Origin of the sequence: Streptomyces sp. NPDC002463 (genome assembly GCF_042889835.1) — a bacterium.
GTDB classification, from domain to species: Bacteria; Actinomycetota; Actinomycetes; order Streptomycetales; family Streptomycetaceae; genus Streptomyces; species Streptomyces nymphaeiformis.
Genome location: NZ_JBIARL010000044.1, coordinates 16,808 through 32,680, shown reverse-complemented (window position 1 = coordinate 32,680; position 15,873 = coordinate 16,808). Strand labels below are relative to the sequence as shown.

General features: G+C 68.0%; 12 protein-coding genes and 1 pseudogene. 7 read left to right on the top strand and 6 right to left on the bottom strand.

The window, feature by feature from the left end:
- Positions 1 to 797, top strand: a 797-nt coding sequence (locus ACFYX3_RS41410; protein ID WP_389025244.1) for an ISAs1 family transposase, incomplete at its 5' end; no start/stop codon positions are given.
- Positions 798 to 1,482: 685 nt separating this feature from the next.
- Here ACFYX3_RS41410 and ACFYX3_RS41405 read toward each other — a convergent pair.
- Entirely contained in the window at positions 1,483 to 2,814 is a 1,332-nt protein-coding gene (locus ACFYX3_RS41405) for a hypothetical protein (RefSeq protein WP_389025242.1), read from the bottom strand.
- Between the two features lie 882 nt (positions 2,815 to 3,696).
- On the opposite strand from ACFYX3_RS41405, the pseudogene ACFYX3_RS41400 reads away from it, so the two are divergent.
- Positions 3,697 to 3,889 (top strand): annotated as a pseudogene (locus ACFYX3_RS41400) (CorA family divalent cation transporter); the annotation flags it as partial.
- A 302-nt stretch (positions 3,890 to 4,191) separates the two neighbouring features.
- Positions 4,192 to 4,548: a hypothetical protein gene (locus tag ACFYX3_RS41395; RefSeq protein WP_078095606.1), complete on the top strand. Its 357-nt coding sequence runs from the start codon at positions 4,192 to 4,194 to the stop codon at positions 4,546 to 4,548.
- Here ACFYX3_RS41395 and ACFYX3_RS41390 read toward each other — a convergent pair.
- Positions 4,538 to 5,337, bottom strand: a protein-coding gene (locus ACFYX3_RS41390) for an IS5 family transposase (RefSeq protein WP_389025240.1) whose coding sequence is annotated in 2 segments (ribosomal slippage) — positions 4,538 to 4,980 and positions 4,980 to 5,337 — 801 coding nt in all. Because the reading frame shifts where the segments join, the coding sequence is not laid out codon by codon here. The genes ACFYX3_RS41395 and ACFYX3_RS41390 overlap by 11 nt on opposite strands.
- A gap of 155 nt (positions 5,338 to 5,492) precedes the next feature.
- Between ACFYX3_RS41390 and ACFYX3_RS41385 the strand changes: the two genes are divergently transcribed.
- The gene (locus tag ACFYX3_RS41385) at positions 5,493 to 7,835 is read left to right on the top strand and encodes a SpoIIE family protein phosphatase (RefSeq protein WP_389025238.1); all 2,343 of its coding nucleotides are present in this window, start codon (positions 5,493 to 5,495) and stop codon (positions 7,833 to 7,835) included.
- Between the two features lie 104 nt (positions 7,836 to 7,939).
- Here ACFYX3_RS41385 and ACFYX3_RS41380 read toward each other — a convergent pair whose 3' ends face one another.
- The 4 genes from ACFYX3_RS41380 to ACFYX3_RS41365 all read right to left on the bottom strand — a co-directional run bounded on the left by ACFYX3_RS41380 (position 7,940) and on the right by ACFYX3_RS41365 (position 12,863).
- On the bottom strand, positions 7,940 to 9,409 hold the full coding sequence (locus ACFYX3_RS41380) for an MFS transporter (RefSeq protein ID WP_389025236.1): 1,470 nt from the start codon (positions 9,407 to 9,409) through the stop codon (positions 7,940 to 7,942).
- 242 nt (positions 9,410 to 9,651) lie between these two features.
- Positions 9,652 to 10,032, bottom strand: coding sequence for a hotdog domain-containing protein (locus ACFYX3_RS41375; protein ID WP_389025234.1), 381 nt, complete (start codon positions 10,030 to 10,032; stop codon positions 9,652 to 9,654).
- Complete coding sequence (locus ACFYX3_RS41370; RefSeq protein ID WP_389025232.1) at positions 10,029 to 11,693, bottom strand: flavin-containing monooxygenase; 1,665 nt, start codon at positions 11,691 to 11,693, stop codon at positions 10,029 to 10,031. Before ACFYX3_RS41370 ends, ACFYX3_RS41375 begins: the two co-directional genes overlap by 4 nt.
- Positions 11,694 to 11,891: 198 nt before the next feature.
- The gene (locus ACFYX3_RS41365) at positions 11,892 to 12,863 is read right to left on the bottom strand and encodes an alpha/beta hydrolase (protein ID WP_389025230.1); all 972 of its coding nucleotides are present in this window, start codon (positions 12,861 to 12,863) and stop codon (positions 11,892 to 11,894) included.
- 158 nt (positions 12,864 to 13,021) lie between these two features.
- On the opposite strand from ACFYX3_RS41365, the gene ACFYX3_RS41360 reads away from it, so the two are divergent.
- The 3 genes from ACFYX3_RS41360 to ACFYX3_RS41350 are packed head-to-tail and all read left to right on the top strand — an operon-like array spanning position 13,022 to position 15,820.
- Positions 13,022 to 13,687, top strand: coding sequence for a hypothetical protein (locus ACFYX3_RS41360; RefSeq protein ID WP_389025228.1), 666 nt, complete (start codon positions 13,022 to 13,024; stop codon positions 13,685 to 13,687).
- Complete coding sequence (locus tag ACFYX3_RS41355; protein ID WP_389025226.1) at positions 13,680 to 15,050, top strand: glutamine synthetase family protein; 1,371 nt, start codon at positions 13,680 to 13,682, stop codon at positions 15,048 to 15,050. Before ACFYX3_RS41360 ends, ACFYX3_RS41355 begins: the two co-directional genes overlap by 8 nt.
- A complete protein-coding gene (locus tag ACFYX3_RS41350; RefSeq protein ID WP_389025224.1) occupies positions 15,047 to 15,820 on the top strand; it encodes a gamma-glutamyl-gamma-aminobutyrate hydrolase family protein in 774 nt (257 codons plus the stop codon). Before ACFYX3_RS41355 ends, ACFYX3_RS41350 begins: the two co-directional genes overlap by 4 nt.
- The last annotated feature ends 53 nt before the right edge of the window (positions 15,821 to 15,873 follow it).

The following is a 15,873-nucleotide window of genomic DNA, read 5'->3' as shown; positions in this document are numbered from 1 at the left end:
CGGACGGGGTCGAGAGCCTGGCCCTGGACGGCAAGAGTGCGCGTGGTTCGCGCACCGTGGACGTCCCGGCCGCCCACCTGCTGTCTGCGGTCACCAGGGCCGGACACACCGTCACCCAGCTGCGGGTCCCCGACAAGACCAACGAGATCACCGGCTTCGCCCGCCTGCTGGCCCCGTTCGACCTGGCAGGCACCGTGGTCACCGCCGACGCCCTGCACACGCAGCGTGAGCATGCCCGTTTCCTCGTCGAGAAGAAGCACGCGCACTACCTGTTCGTGGTCAAGGCCAACCAGCCGGGCCTGTCCGCCGCGCTGCGGTCCCTGCCATGGAACAAGGTCACCGCCAGGCGCTACGACCGCGAGCGCGGACACGGTCGCCGCGAGACCCGCTCGACCCGGGTGCTGACCGTGACCGGACTCGGCCTGGACTTCCCGTACGCAGTGCAGGCCGCGAAGATCCTGCGGCACCGCACCGACCTGAGAACCGGCAAGGTCACCCGGCAGACCGTCTACGTGATCAGCGACTTGACGGCCCGCCAGGCATCACCGCAGCGGATCGGACAGCTGGCCAGGTCGCAGTGGGTGATCGAGAACCGGGTCCACTTCGTCAGGGACACCGCATTCGCCGAGGACGCCTCGAAGATCCGCACCGGGCGCGGACCGGAGAACATGGCGACGCTGCGGAACACGGCGATCAACACCCTCCGCGCCGCAGGACACAACAGCATCGCCGCCGGCCTGAGCGAGGCCTCCTACGCGCCCTTCACCCGCCCACTGGACCTGCTCGGCCTGGTCTGACCTGCACTCCATCAAGATCACCCAGACCTTGAATCAGCCCTGGTGAATTCCCGGCCGACTGATCATCTGGCAGGTCACCACTGTTCGACAAGACATCCCCCCGGATGGATCGACGATGGGGATCATCCTAGTCCTGCGATTTCGCGAGTCGTTGCTTCGGACGGTTGGAGCCAGAGGGGACCTCTGGGCGGTCCCTAGCCGGGCGGGGCAACGCACCTCGGGGGCCTGGGGGATACGCTCGCAGCTTCCGGAAACTCGCGCCTCTACCGCGCATCCTGTCGCATATACCCCGTCCGTCAGGCGTAGGCCTCGTACGGGGCGCTGCTGGATCCGGCTGACCTGCCGGCTGACCCCGAGCCTGAAGCTGAGGACGGCCGGGGCCTGTCCAAGGTGTTCACCGGCGCGGCACTCGCTGCCGGTGTGGGTCCGGTCCTGTGCCTGTCTGCCGGGATCGACGGGGCGTCGCTTCTCTTCGTGCCGCTGACAGTGTTCGCCATCGCCGCGGTGATCGTCGCCCGACGCCGGCGTCACACATGCGTTCCGGAACAACACGATCGTCAAAGTCAGCAGCACCGGCAACGACCTCACCGCGATCAAGGACAACACCCTGACGTGTGCGGCCATAAGAATCACGTCGGCTGGGGAGCGACTGGGAGGCAGGGGCAGGCCCTTGGCGCAGCCGGTGTCAAACCCACACCTTGTGCTCGTCGATGAAGTACGGCCATGGCTGCCATCCGGCCGTGCCCTTCCGGAGCAGCTGCTCCATGCCATCGGCCCAGGCTCGCAGGTCAGTTAGCTCCAGCATGAGCTGTTCGATACCTGCTCTGGCCATCGTGACCCGGCGGCCATGGCCCTCAACGGTCACGACGGGCTGGGCTGGCCCCATCTCAGCCCCGTCCGGCAGAACCCAGTTGGCGTTCAGCCCGGTCTTGCGAAGTTCTTCGATGAAGTTGTCGGCCGACAGCGTCACACTGAAGACCAGGACATCGGCAATGAGGCCGGCGCACTGCGCGGGCTGAAGCGGATAGATGCCCCACGGCGGAGCCATGGTGTTGCGGGCGGCGCTGTCCCCGCTACTGAAGCTGATGATCTGTCCAGTCAGTCGCATACGGCGTAGCAGCGCCGTGTACGAGCTGTGGAACTGCTGGGTCGCTTCCTGCTCTCCCCACCTGTTGCCGGCTGCCACGATGTCAAGGGCGAGGAGGCCGCGCTGCCCCGGCACGCGCATCGTCTTCAGCCCGTCCTGATGGGCTCGCGCGAAGGCGTCGCCGAGCGCAGAGAGATGGGTGGCGTAGGGCACGCCGGTCTCGACAAGAACGGCTTTGTCCGCTCCTGGCAGTGGTCCGCCGGTGTGCAGTGCATTAGCCGCCAAGCGAGTCCGCGTGAGCTGGGCGCTCTCCCGCCGCCTCGGATTCGCCTTCAGCTCGTACAGGAGGACATCCTGCTCGTCCTCGTTCCGGTCGTGGAAGACGGTCACGTCACCAATACGCAGACAGTTGGTGATGTCGTGCAGCAACGCGAAACGCCCATGCTCGCGCCACTGCTGTTCCGCGAACTGGATCTCATGGACCGTGCCCTCCTTGCTGAGGGTCATCGGCCCTGGTGATTCGTTGCGGCGCAGCGTGAGTATGTAGCGCCGGTCGTATCGGAAGGCCCGCCAGGCCATGGCATCCCCGATCGAGCGCAACTGCCGGGCCACGCGCTCCAGAACGTCGGACTCCAGCCGCCAGTCCTCCAAGTCGTGAGGATCACCCACGATGAGATCAGGAGCATCCGCAGGAAGCGACTGCCCTTTCCTGAGTCGCTTGATCACCCGCGAACGCTCCGCACGCGCAAGGTTCGCCGCAAGCGTGGCATGCAGAAGTTCCCGCTGGAACGCCACGAAGTCCTCGGCACTGTTGCACTGGCGCAGGTCCCGGATGAGGTCGACGAGCCGTTCACCGTTCTCTCGGTGGAACGGGTGCTTGATCAGCGCGTCCAACCGGTCAGACGGCATCTCGGTCAGCAACGGGGCCACGCGCGGATTCTCTCTGAGAGCAGGACACCGCCTCCAGCGAATTCACGCCATTGCGACCAGAGCTACACCTCGGACGGGAGCTACGTCAGCGGGAATCCGGTGCATACACGCGACTCAGCAATCACGTTGCGTGTTCGAGCGGCAACTAGGAGCGGTCTCTTTGGGGTCGGGAAGGACCTGAACTGCTCGGTACCCGCCGCAGGCTCCCGCCGGGGCGCGGCGTCCAGCTAACGCACCAGGCAGTCTCGCTCTACACCGGGAAGACTTGCCAGAAGGCGCACAATCTGACCGAGGTCAGCCTCGCGTATGCAGACGAGGATGAAGGGCTATTCCGACGCGGGCTTCTCGGCGTGGCTCTACTGAGTAGGACGCAGGCGGGTGTGGAGGGTCTGCCGGGAGGTGGCGGTCATTCGGGCGAGGGCGGCGATGTTCACTTCCGCACCGGCGGCCTCGATCTTCCTCACCATATCAGCGAGTGTCAGCAAGACTCCTCCGGGAGCATGCTCATGAACCCACGACGCGCGTTCGGACAACAACCGAGGGCGAACCCGCCCTGGATGGCAAGGGCACGAACCGTTGGACACTTACCGAAGGCTCCCGCCGAGACGGACCGTTCAGAACACGCACGACACAATCATGCTCCTCCCCTGACACTGTGCGTAGCCGCTTCTCCGAGCCGAGAACCAGCCTTGACCAGGGGCTGCGCTCCTGCCGAAGCAGTGCCGGCTGGGGAGAATCTAGGGAGAATCAAGCCGCCTTGGGGAGCGTCTGGGGAGAATCGACCGCGTAAGGCGGTGTCATCGTGAAAGCTCCGGAAAGGAGCAAAATCGCAGGTCAGCACCCCTTTAGACGTCTATCTGCGCAGGTCAGCGCCCCGCGGGCGAGGACTTCTTGAAGATCTTCTCGTGGGCCGCCATCCTCTTTGTTCCCACACTCGTGGGGACTAGCTGCGGCATGAACTTCGACGACATGCCGGAGCTTCACTGGGGCCTCGGGTACCCCCTTCGCGATCGGCTTGATGGGGGTGGTATGCGTCAGTTTGTACGCCATTTTCAAGCGCCGGGACTGGCTATAGGGTCAATGGACTCCGATCGGGCAGCATTCATGGTTTGCTCCTGCACCTCCCGCGCGAAACGACCATATGGGATGCCGGGGAGTCCTTGGGGAGAAGTGATGCGGGTGATCTCCTCGCCCTCCCCTCCACAGGCCCTCTGAGCTGGCCTTTTGGGGATCCGGAAGCGCTGGGGAGGATCTGGGGAGAACGGGCCGTCAGCAGCACCTACGCCATCAAGCCCGTTCGCCGGACGGTTCGCCGCCCTCTGGACGGCTAAGACATCGTTTCTTATGGCTGTCAGAGCGGCATGAGAGCCTCCTGGCATGAGCTACGACCTTGCTGTCTGGGAAGGCGAGAGGCCGGCGGATGACAAGACCGCCGGCCGGGTCTTCGACGACCTGTACGACCGCTACATCGACAGCGAGGTGGAAGAGCCTCCGTCCGAGCGCATCGCGGCCTACGTGGCCGCGTTGCTTGAGCGGTGGTGCGACCTCACCGAGGACGAGGAGGACACCTCACCCTGGTCAACCGGGCCGCTGATCGGCGAGGCCAGCGGTCCGCTGATCTACTTCCCCATGCGGTGGAGCATGGCCGAGGAGGCGTCGGCCTACGCGGCGGCCGTCGCGGAGTCCATGGGCCTGATCTGCTTCGACGTACAGCAGAACCGGCTCAGGCCGTGAGAAGGCTGGCCAAGCGGCGGTAGCCGACGAAGGCGAGGAAGTGTTCAGCTTTGCGTTCGTAGCGTCGGTGCAGCCGTCGGCAGCCGGCCAGCCAGGACACGGTTCTCTCGACGACCCACCGATGGCGGCCCAACCTCTGTGAGGACTCGACGCCCTTGCGGGCGATGCGGTGGCGGATACCGCGCTCGCGGAGCCATCGGCGCAGGTGGGCGTAGTCGTAGCCCTTGTCCGCGTGCAGTTTCGCCGGCCTCCGGCGCCGGGGCCCGCGGCGGGACCGGATGGGCGGGATGCCGCGCACGAGCGGCTCCAGGGCTTGGCTGTCGCGCGTGTTCGCGCCGGAGATGCCCAGGGACAGTGGCAGTCCGTTCCGGTCGCAGATCAGGTGGATCTTCGATCCCAGCTTGCCGCGGTCGGTCGGATTCGGTCCCGTCAGTGGCCACCTTTTGCCGCCCGCAGGCTGACGGAGTCGATCGCGCATCGCGACCAGTCCAGCTCGCCCCTCGCTCCGAGTTCGTCAAGGATGACGCGGTGGAGCCTGGCCCAGACCCGGTCCCGGCTCCACTGGGCGAACCGGCGGTAGACCGTGGGCCAGGCCGGGCCGAACACTGGCGGCAGCTGTCGCCAGGTGCAGCCCGAGGTCGCCACGAAGATGATCGCGGCCAGGGCTTCGCGGTCACCTGTCCGACGCCGGCCACCGCCCTGCGGACGCGTGACCACTGTCGGTGGCACCACCCGCCGAAACAGTGCCCACAACTCGTCCGGCACCAGTCGCTCCACGAGATCCGTCATGCACGGATCAACGAACGATCACGCCATAAGAAACGACGTCTAAGACAGATCCAGGCGTCCGGGCGTAGCCTTATTTTCAGATGCTCCCGTACTGGGCAGGTCACATGGTCACGACGCATACATCACGCGGGACCGATCATCAGGGCCCTTTCGGCATGACCGCGGCAGCGATGATCTTGGTGGATGCGCAGGGGAAGGTCGTTGGCTGGAGTCCTGCGGCTCGCGATCTCTACGGTGCCGACACCCCCGATGTGCTCGGCCACTCGGTGAGCGAGGTCCTGCGGGACGTTCGGGCCCAGGGCGACACGCAAGCGGTCGGGGCAGCAGAAGCCCTGGCATCCGAGGAAGCCCGGAGCGAGACCCGTACCGTTCGACGCCCGGACGGGTCGTTGGTGGAGACGGCCCTGCGCATCTTTCCGGTGGAACAGACGCAGGGAAGGCCCGCCTGGGTCGTCATGGCGGTGGCCGGCGCCTCCTACCGAGAATGGGTCGCCGACCAGTCGATGCTGTCCGGTCTCTTCACACAGGCGCCGGTCGCGCTGAGCGTCTACGGCCCGGACAGCCGCCTCAAATGGGCCAACGCCCTCGTGCAGAAGGTCATGCACTGGCGCGCCGGTGAATGGCTCGGACAAGCCAGCAGTGCGATCTATCCGCACGGCACCATCCTCTCTCCTCCGGGGTACCGCGACATGGAGGAGGTGGTGGAGCGGGTATGGCTCACCGGCGAGACCGTCCTCGACGTCCATTGGCGTGGGCCCACCCCCGCCGGCTCCGAGCATCACCGGGTCTACTCGTGCTCGTACTTCCGTCTCCAAGACGACGCGGGCCACCCGCTCGGCGTCTGTGAGGCGGCCGTCGACATCACGGAACGCTACGAGGCACAGTCTCGCCTGGCGCTGCTCAGCCGAGCCAGCGGCATCGGTACCACGCTCGACATCGGGCAGACAGCGCAGGAACTCGCAGAGCTCGTGGTTCCGGATTTCGCCGACTCCATACGGATCGAGGTCGCGGAGTCGGTACTGGCCGGAGAAGAAGCCCCGCCCTCGGCTTCCGGCGCACCGGCGGGGCTGCGACTCATGGTGGAGCACACCAAGGGTGATCCTTCCGTAGCGCGAAATGATCCGCTGTTGGGCGTCATCGGCGGTCCGTCGACGACTGAGCACCAACGCCTGCTCGCATTGCCTCTGCTCCTCGGCGGCACTGCGCTCGGCACGGTCACCCTCATTCGGCAGCCGCCCCGCACGCCCTTCACCGAGGAGGACCGCGCACTCGCGGAAGAACTGGCATCGCGCACCGCGGTGTGCGTGGACAACGCTCGCCGCTACGTCCGCGAGCACGCCACAGCGCTGAAACTACAGCGCGAACTCCTCCCGCATGTGCTTCCACAACCGAGCGGATTCGAGCTCGCTCACCGCTACATCCCCACCACCGGCCCTCTCGGAGTCGGAGGCGACTGGTACGACGTGATCCCGCTGTCGGGCGCCCGGGTCGGGCTGGTGGTCGGCGACGTGGTGGGGCGGGGAGTGGACGCCGCGGCCACCATGGGACGACTGCGCACAAGCGTGAGGGCGCTGGCCGCCCTCGACCTGCCGCCGGACGAACTCCTCACCCGACTGGACGACTTGGTGAGCCAGGCACGCGTGGGAATACACAGGACACCTGGCGACGAGACGACGGACAAGGCACTGGGGGCGACCTGCCTGTACGCCGTGTACGACCCCACGTCCCGCACATGCGCCATGGCCAGCGCGGGCCACCTACCGCCGGTCGCCACCGGCCGTGGGGCAGGGGCTCGACAGGCCGTAGAGCTCGACCTGCCCATAGGCCCCCCGCTCGGTATCGGTGGGCTTCCTTTCGAGTGCAAGGATTTCGATTTCGCCGAGGGTACCGTGCTCGCCCTGTTCACCGACGGAATGGTCGAGGCGCGCAACCGGGACGTGGACGAGGGAGTAGCGGACTTGTGCGGCGCGCTGGACGCCTCGACCGAATCCCTGGAGCAGGCGGCCGACGAGATCGTCTCTCTACGGGTCCAGGGATCTGCCGACGACGATGCCGCACTGCTGCTGGTGCGCATCCATGCCTTCCCCGAGGACAGCATGGCGTTCTGGCACATCGCCTCCGACCCGGCCGAAGTCGCCGGAGCCCGTGCGCTCCTCCGAGCAAAACTGGAGGAGTGGGGGCTGGACGACGCGGCGTTCGTCTCGGAACTGGTCGTCAGCGAGCTCGTCACCAACGCGATCCGCTATGGCCGCCCCCCGGTCTCCCTGCGCCTGCTCCGCGCCGCCGACTCCACCCTGATCTGCGAGGTCTCGGACGGAGGCCACACCTCCCCGCATCTTCGCCGCGCCGGCAGCGAAGACGAAGGAGGGCGGGGCCTTTTCCTCGTGGCGCAGTTCACCGGCATGTGGGGTACTCGCTACAGCGACCGGGGCAAGACCATCTGGGCCGAGATCGGGTTGGGGCAGGAGATACCACTGGATCTGTTTCTGGAGCTGTGAGCGCGACTCCAGACGTGTCCGCCGACGTTCGACGCCGACCTTGTGGAGGTGCCGGCGGATCGCCCGTTGGCACGTCGGCACCTCCATCGGGAATCGCGGTCGGTCTAGGACGCCGCGGCGGGCATGCGTCGGCCGTTGCGCGCTCGCGAGATGAGCACGGCGACCACGATCAGCATGGCCAGGCCGACCGAGATCCAGTAGCTCGTGCCGTAGAGGCTCTTCTCGGCGACCTCGACGTCCGTTCCGGGAACGGAGACGACCGAGGCGCTCAGCACGCCGGTGATCAGTGCCGATCCGAACGCGATGCCGATCGCCATGGCGGTGCCGGCCACACCCGCGGCCATCCCGGCCTTCTCCTCGGGCACCGCCATCTGGGCGATGCTGAAACCGGCCGCGTATCCCATGCTGCACCCGAGGCCGATCACGCCGGCGCCCACGAGATAGTGCCACGGGCGGTCGTGGGCCAGCGCGAGCCAGGCGAGTCCCAGGGCGCTGAGGAGCGCCCCCGTCACGAGCACGGAAGCACCGCGCCCCTTGGCGACCAGGCGGTCGACCACCTTGCCGCCCACCACGAACATCACTGCGAAGGGCACCATGAGCCAGCCCGTCTGCAGCGCGGTGCGTCCGAGACCGTACGCGTCCCCGGGCGGGAGGGAGGCGGGAACGACCTGGCTGTACGTGCTGAGCAGCAGCAGGAAGGCCGCGTTCACGGCGCCGAACACCGCCATCGACAGGCACGCCACGGTGACGAGGGGCAACTTCAGCAGCACCACGTCGAACACCGCCGCCGAGGACTTCCGCTCGACACGCACCCACAGGGCGCCACCGACGACACCGGCGATCAACGGGATGACGGCCGCGCCGCCCCACACCAGGCCCTGCGTCAGAGTCAGCAGCACCGCCCCGACCCAGGTGATCAACCACACCGTGCCGAGCAGGCCGATGCGACCGCCGGACTCCGCCGGCGGGACATGGGGGACGACCGCGAACGAGGCGATCGTCGTCGCCACGCACGCCGCGGCGAGGATGCAGAAGAACGTGCGCAGGGACAGGGTCTCGACGATGAGCCCACCGCCGATCATGCCCACGACAATCCCGATTCCTGAGGCGACGACCAGGACGCGGACCGCCGTGATGATCCCCTCCTCCCCCAGGTTCCGCCGCAGGAAGCCCAGGGGCAGCAGTTGGGCCGCACTGCCGAAGCCCATGATCGTGGACCCTATGAGCAGGGCAGGGTACGAGTCGCCCACCGCGGGGATGAGCGCCCCGGCGGCAAGACAGCCGGAGGCCAGCACGGACGCGTTGCGATCGCCGGACACGTCGGCGAGGCGCGGAAGCAGGATGTAGCCCGCGCCTCCTCCCAGCGTGAGCAGAGTGAAGATCCACATGACGGCGGACACGGTGGCGAGTCCGTACTGCGTCTGGATGATCGGCAGGAGCGGGGGCAGGATGAACATGATCGCGTTGGTCAGGATGACGAGCAGGGCACCGACCGCGACGAGCGCCCCCTTCCGCGGTGCGCTGCGTGGTCTCAACTCCCCTGCCAGGCCGATCGGTTCGTTGATCTCGGTCATGTTAGTCTCCGAAGTGGTTGTTTGCGGGACCACGCATGCATCGGTACGGCCTGCCGCCGGAATCGGCGGGCCGTACGCACTGACGGCCGCCCGGTCGGGACTGGGTCCCGTCGATGCCTGGACGACCTCTACTGGTGCGGCGGTGGACCTTCGGGCCCACCGCCGTGAACTGCTTCGCGCCGCCGTGACCGGCTACGTGTCGTGGTGCGTCTCGGACCGGCGGCGCCGACCGACGTCGACGGTCACGGTGCCGTCGTTGCGGCGTCGGTCGGCACGACGGCCGTCCCTCGCGCCCTAGTGGCCACGATGGGCTCCGCCAGTACCTCGGCCCGGCCGCTGTCGTCGACGGACCTGCAGATGATCCGCAGCTCGAAGTCGACGGTCCGGCTGCGCCTTCCCTTCGACGCCAGGCGCGCCTCTGCTTCCACGACATCGCCGCCGTGGACCGGGGCGAGGAACTCGACCGACGCGTACCCGGCGAACAGGCTCTCGTGGCCGTCAATGGTGATCGCCAGGTGCGTTCCGGCGTCTCCGAACAGCTTCAGCCCGAAGGCCCCGTCGACCAGGTTCCCCGCGTAGTGCGCCTCGGAGTGGGCGACGTAGCGCTGGTGCACGACCTTCATGCGATCTCCCTGTCGATGCGGCCGAGGCGGCGGGCCCCGGCCTCGCCGTCGAGCTCGATGCCCGGGTAGCCGCGCTTGGCAAGCTCGGTACACATCCGGCGGTACTTGCCTACACCGCCCACGTAACCGAGGAAGGTCGTCGGCTTGCCGGCCACGTTCGAACCCCGGTACCAGGAGTCGGCGGCCGCGTAGAGCGTCTGGTTCACCGTGTTCTCGGTGATCTTCACCCAGTCCTCCTGGGCTTCGGCCGTCGGCTCGACGACGTCGGCCCCCACGGCCTTGGCGTGCCCGATCAGATCGGTGATCCAGTCGACGGCCTGCTCGATCGTGACCACGACGTTGCTCGCGAGCGCGGGGCTCTGCGGTCCGGCGATCATGAAGAAGTTGGGGAACCCGGCGGCCATGATGCCCAGGTACGTCCGGACTCCGTCGCTCCACGCGTCCTGCAGCCTGCCGGCCTCCGGGGTGGAGACGTTCAGCGCGAACAGCGGACCGGTGAAGGCGTCGAACCCGATCGCCAGCACGATGGCGTCGACCTCGTAGGAGCCGCCCCTCGTGACGATGCTGCCGCTCGTCATGGTGTCGATCGGCTCGTCGCGCAGGGAGACCACCGAGACATCGGGGCGGTTGAAGGTCTCGTAGTAGTCGGTGCCGAAACAGCTGCGCTTGGCGCCGAGCGGGTGGAAGCGGGGTTCGAGGACGGCGGCGGTCTTCGGGTCGTGGATGATCTGGCGGATCTTCTCGCGCACGAACTCCGCCGCGGTCTCGTTGGCCCTCGCATCGGTCAGCAGATCGGAGAACTCGCCGCCGACGCCGTTGAATCCGCTGCGCACATAGGCCCGCTCGTAGCGCTCACGCCGCTCCTCGTCGGAGACGTCGAACGCCGCGGCGTCCGGGATGCGGTCCGGGATGCCACCGAGCGAGTGGCGGCACTCCTCACGGATCGCCGTGTAGTTGCTCTTGATCTCGTCGACGTAGTCCGCCGACAGCGGGGCGTTCCGGGCGGGGAACACGTAGTTGGGGGTGCGCTGGAAGACGGTGAGGTGCTCCGCGACCTCGGCGATGAGCGGAATGCACTGCACCGCGGACGATCCGGTGCCGATCACGGCGACGCGCTTGCCCGCCAGGTCGCTCAGCGGAATGTTCCACCGGCTCGTCGAGACCGTGGCCCCGGTGAAGTTCTCCAGGCCCGGCACATCGAAGTCCTTGGGCGTCGAGAGACCGCCCGAGGCGGCGAGCAGATGGCGGCCCCGCCGGGTCTCGCCGGAGTCGAGGGTCACCTCCCAGAGCCGCTCGGCCGGGAGCCAGGTCGCGGAGGTCACCTTGGTGTTGAAGCTGAAGTGCCTGCGCAGGTCGAAGCGGTCCGCGACGTGGTTGATGTAGCTCAGGATCTCGGCCTGCGGGGCGAAGCGCTCGCTCCACGTCCACTCCTGCAGGAGCTCCTGACTGAACGAGTAGGAGTAGTAGACGCTCTCGACGTCGCACCGGGCGCCGGGGTACGTGTTCCAGTACCAGGTACCGCCGACATCGGGCGCGAGCTCGAATCCTGCGAATGTCCAGTCCTTCTCGACGGCCTTGTAGGCCGCGTAGAGGCCTGAGAATCCCGCACCGACACAGAGGAGGTCGACGACGGGTGCGGTGGGTGGAGCGGTCTCAGTCATGCGTGTGCCTTCGGATAGTCGAAATGCGGATGACATCTGGCCGTCAGGGCTTCGCCTCGGCGGGGGCCGTTCGCCCCTCGGCGCATCAGAGCGCGGGTCTTAGTCAAACGACTCAGTCGTATGACCAACGGAATCTAGCCATGGGGCCGGGTGCCGTCAACAGCCGAACGCGAGTCGGTTCGCCCCGGCCGCGCCCACTCAGGAGCCGGCGACGCCCCGCAGGTGGCGCGCCACCTGCGAGATCGCCTCGTCCGTCCTGGCGAACAAGCCCACTTCGGTGAAGAAGCCGTGGAAGACGCCGGCGCAGCGGGTCACCGTGACCTCCACTCCGTCACGCCTCAGCCTCTCGGCGTAGACCTCGGCGTCGTCGCGCAGCGGGTCGACCTCGGCGGTGAGGACCAGCGCCGGCGGGAGGTCCCGCAACGATTCGGCGTGCATCGGGGCGGCGTAGTGATCGACCGCTCCCCCATGATCCGGGCCGAGGTACTGCTCCCAGAACCAGCGGGCATCCGCACTGGTCAGCAGGGGCGCGTCGGCGAACTCCACCCAGGACGGGGTGGCGAACGCGTCGTCGACGGCGGGGTAGACGAGCACCTGGGAGACGGGGCGGGCAAGCTCGAGATCTCGGAGCTTGAGGCACAGCGCGGCAGCAAGGTTCCCGCCGGCGGAGTCTCCTCCGACGGCGATCATGTGCGGATCGACGCCGAGCCCGGAAGCCGATCGGCGCAACCAGGCGAACGCGTCGAGACAGTCGTCGAGCGCGGCCGGATAGGGGTTCTCCGGCGCGAGTCGGTACTCCAGGGAGAACACCGCCCACCCGGATCGGGCGGCGATCGCGCGGCAGACCTCGTCCACTCCGTCGAGGGTGCCGAGGACGAAGCCGCCACCGTGCAGATAGACCAGCGCCGGGCGCGGTCCGGCCGACGGCGGCGTGCCGTCCGGGTGGTAGAGGCGTGCGCGGAGCTCGCCGGAGCGGGCCGGCAGGGTCAGGCGTTCGACCCGGTCGAGAGGGGTGATCGGCTGCTCCGACGGCGGGGTCGCCAGGAGCTTCCGCGCCGTCTCCACACCCAGTTCTCGTACGGGCTTCTCGAGGGTTCTGGCGATGATCCGCGCCGCGCACCGCGCATCAGCGTCCAGCCGGTCCCAGTACGAGGGATTCACTTCATTCACTGCGGGGCCTCCCCGAAGTCATTGACAGGTGGCGAGCTGTACCTCACCATCCTAGTCACCTGATCTAGTCAATTGACCATGATGATCACGGTCCATCCGAGATCCGAAGCAGCCGATTCGCGGCGCGCGTGATCTCCCGAAGTCGAAAGGACTGGAGGATGACCGAAACCACGACGGCCCCTGCGGTGTCCGGCGCAGCGACGGCCACAGAGGTCGACGTAAGGATCGAGGACGATGCGACTCCCCTCGTCCGGCTGATCGGCCGCACTCTGCGGGATTCCGCCCGCGCGGGCCATGCGCTCCAGGTGCTGCGGAAGCCGGCCGCCACGGTGGCGATCCGGTCCCACGAGACGCCGCAGGCGGCGACGATCGCCTTTGCCGGAGGCGTCATCGAGGTCTCGAGCGGAGTGCTCGTCGAACCCGATGCCACGATCACCGTCGACCTGAACGCCCGGTTCGCACCCGTCGGCGCCCCCTCGGGCGACGCCGAGCTCGCCGCGGACGCGCTGCTCGCGCTGTCGCCACCGGTGCCGGACTGGCAGACGGCCGCCGAGCACTTCTGGACCGCCGCCCGCTCCGTACCGGGGATTCCGGACGTGCTCATCGCGGTCACCGAAGGCCCCGACGGCCTGGAGCAGGTCGTGCTCGGCGAGGGCACGACCCATTACCTCATCGCCGGAGCCCCCGAGACGCTCGCCGGCGTGTTCTCCGGAGCCGACGACCTTATCGCCGTTCTCTCCACGGGTGTGCTCGGGATCCAGGGCACCCTCTCCCAGCTGTCGGTCATGGTCGGCGCATCCTGGAAGGTTCGTTACGATGTCTGAACTCACCCTGCCCGTCACGGGAGTTGACGCCCTCGATGCCACGACTCGGGCCGTCCGGATCGAGGCGACGAACCACGACGGCTCGTTCCTCGGCAAGACCCTGGCGCCGAAGAAGTTCGCCTCGGGCGTGAACTCCGGGTTCGCCTTCGCCGACCTCCTGTTCGGCCTCGACCTCGGCAACGCCCCGGCCTTCGGCTTCGCCTATCCCGACTGGCGCGGGCATCTGGACGACGTCTACTTCCGCCCCGACATGTCGACCCAGGTCGAGTGGGAGCCGGGTCTCGACGCCGTGATCGGCGACTACTGGCTGAAGGACGGCACGCCGGTCCCGATCTGTCCGCGCAACCTGACGAAGAAGATGACCGACCGGCTCGCCTCGCTCGGCTTCACCGCGACCGTCGCCGTCGAGATCGAGGCGACCGTCTTCGAGGAGTCCATCCACGAGGCGCGCGCACGCGGATACCGCGACCTGACACCGCTCGGCGGGAGCGCGGGTACGGCTTATCACCTGGCGAAGTCCAAGGACTGGACCGGTTACATGAACGCCGTCGCCGACCGGCTCTCCGCAGTGGGGATCGAGTGGGAGGCCTGGAGCGACGAGGACGCCGCCGGCCAGATCGAGATCAACCTGGCGCCCGGCGCCCCGGTCGCGGTCTGTGACGCCTGGGCGCGGACCCGCCAGATCATGCGCGAGGTCGCGTTCGACCTCGGCCACACGGTCACCTTCATGGCCAAGCCCACCGCGGGCTACGGGCAGGCCTCGCACATCAACCTGTCCCTCCAGCGCGACGGCGTCAACGCGTTCTACGCGGAGGAGGGGCCGTCGGAGGCGATGCGCCATGCCGTCGGCGGTCTGCTCGCGACGATCGAGGGCAACACCTCGATCGTGCTCCCGCAGATCACCTCGTACCGACGCCTGGTGGACCTCAGCGGCCCGCCGGTCACCGCCACCTGGGGCATCAGCAACAAGACCACCGCGATCCGGGCGGTGTGCGGGCACCCGTCGTACTCCCGCCTGGAGTACCGGGTCCCCGGCGCCGACGCGAACCTGTACCTCGCGCTCGCGGGCGTGCTGGCCGGTGTGGTCGCGGGTCTGGAGCGCAAGATCGAACCGCCGGAGCCGGTCGCCGAGATGGCGTGGTGCATGCCGCCCGGGGAGATCACCCGGCTGCCGGACACCATCACGAAGGCCGCCGCCGCCCTTGAGGCGGACCCGATCCTTCGCGACCTCCTCGGTGCCGAGTTCGTGGACTACTGGGTCGGATCGCGTCGGTGGGAGTGGATGCAGTTCCACACCGCGGGCGGCGATCCGTTCGCCGAACTCTCCGAGTGGGAGTCCGTCCGATACTTCGAACTGCCGTGAGCGCGACGGGCGACACGCCGACCGCGGTGCGGCCGCTGATCGGCATCACCGGCCGACGGATCCGGCTGGACCTCATCAAGGGTGCGGACCGTCGGTACGGCGAGCGCTGCGCCGACAGCTACATGTCCGACTACGCGATCCGGATCGCACGGGCCGGCGGCCTCCCCGTGCACCTCGCGTACGAGACGGATCCGGAGGCGGTCTGCCATTGGCTGGCCGGTGTCGTCGTCACCGGCGGGCAGGACCTGCACCCGGCGTGCTGGGGAGGGGATCCCTCCGTGGTCCGCGACGTCGACCCGCGTGCGGACCCGATGGTCCACGACATCGAACGGGACAGGTACGAGCTCGCACTCGTACGTGCAGCGCTCGACCGGGGGATCCCGGTGCTCGCCGTGTGCCGGGGCATGCAGGTCCTCAACGTCGCGCTCGGCGGCACGCTCATCGCCGACCTTCCGCCCGGCGAGGTACGGCATCTGTCGCAGGAGGCCGCGCTCACCGACGGTACGGACGATCACGTCGTGACCTTCGAGGTCGGCTCGATCGTGGCAGGACTGTTCGGAGCGCGGGCCGTCACCAACTCGTGGCACCACCAGGCCGTCGACCGCTGCGGCAAGGGGCTTCTCGTCACGGGTCGGACGGTCGACGGCGTGGTCGAAGCGGTGGAGCTTCCGGACGCACCGGTTCTGGGAGTCCAGTGGCACCCGGAATGGATGGAGAGCGACGATCCGACGATGACGTGGATCGTCGAGGAAGCCGTGAAACGTCTGTGACGAGGCCGACCCGAGCGCGTCCGCGCGTGGCCGGCGGGCAGACGCCGCTCGGG

Coding starts and splice junctions, on each gene's coding strand:
- ACFYX3_RS41385 (WP_389025238.1), top strand. CDS start 5,493: ATGACCGCGGCAGCGATGATCTTGGTGGATGCGCAGGGGAAGGTCGTT.
- ACFYX3_RS41395 (WP_078095606.1), top strand. CDS start 4,192: ATGAGCTACGACCTTGCTGTCTGGGAAGGCGAGAGGCCGGCGGATGAC.
- ACFYX3_RS41355 (WP_389025226.1), top strand. CDS start 13,680: ATGTCTGAACTCACCCTGCCCGTCACGGGAGTTGACGCCCTCGATGCC.
- ACFYX3_RS41375 (WP_389025234.1), bottom strand. CDS start 10,032: ATGAAGGTCGTGCACCAGCGCTACGTCGCCCACTCCGAGGCGCACTAC.
- ACFYX3_RS41370 (WP_389025232.1), bottom strand. CDS start 11,693: ATGACTGAGACCGCTCCACCCACCGCACCCGTCGTCGACCTCCTCTGT.
- ACFYX3_RS41380 (WP_389025236.1), bottom strand. CDS start 9,409: ATGACCGAGATCAACGAACCGATCGGCCTGGCAGGGGAGTTGAGACCA.
- ACFYX3_RS41360 (WP_389025228.1), top strand. CDS start 13,022: ATGACCGAAACCACGACGGCCCCTGCGGTGTCCGGCGCAGCGACGGCC.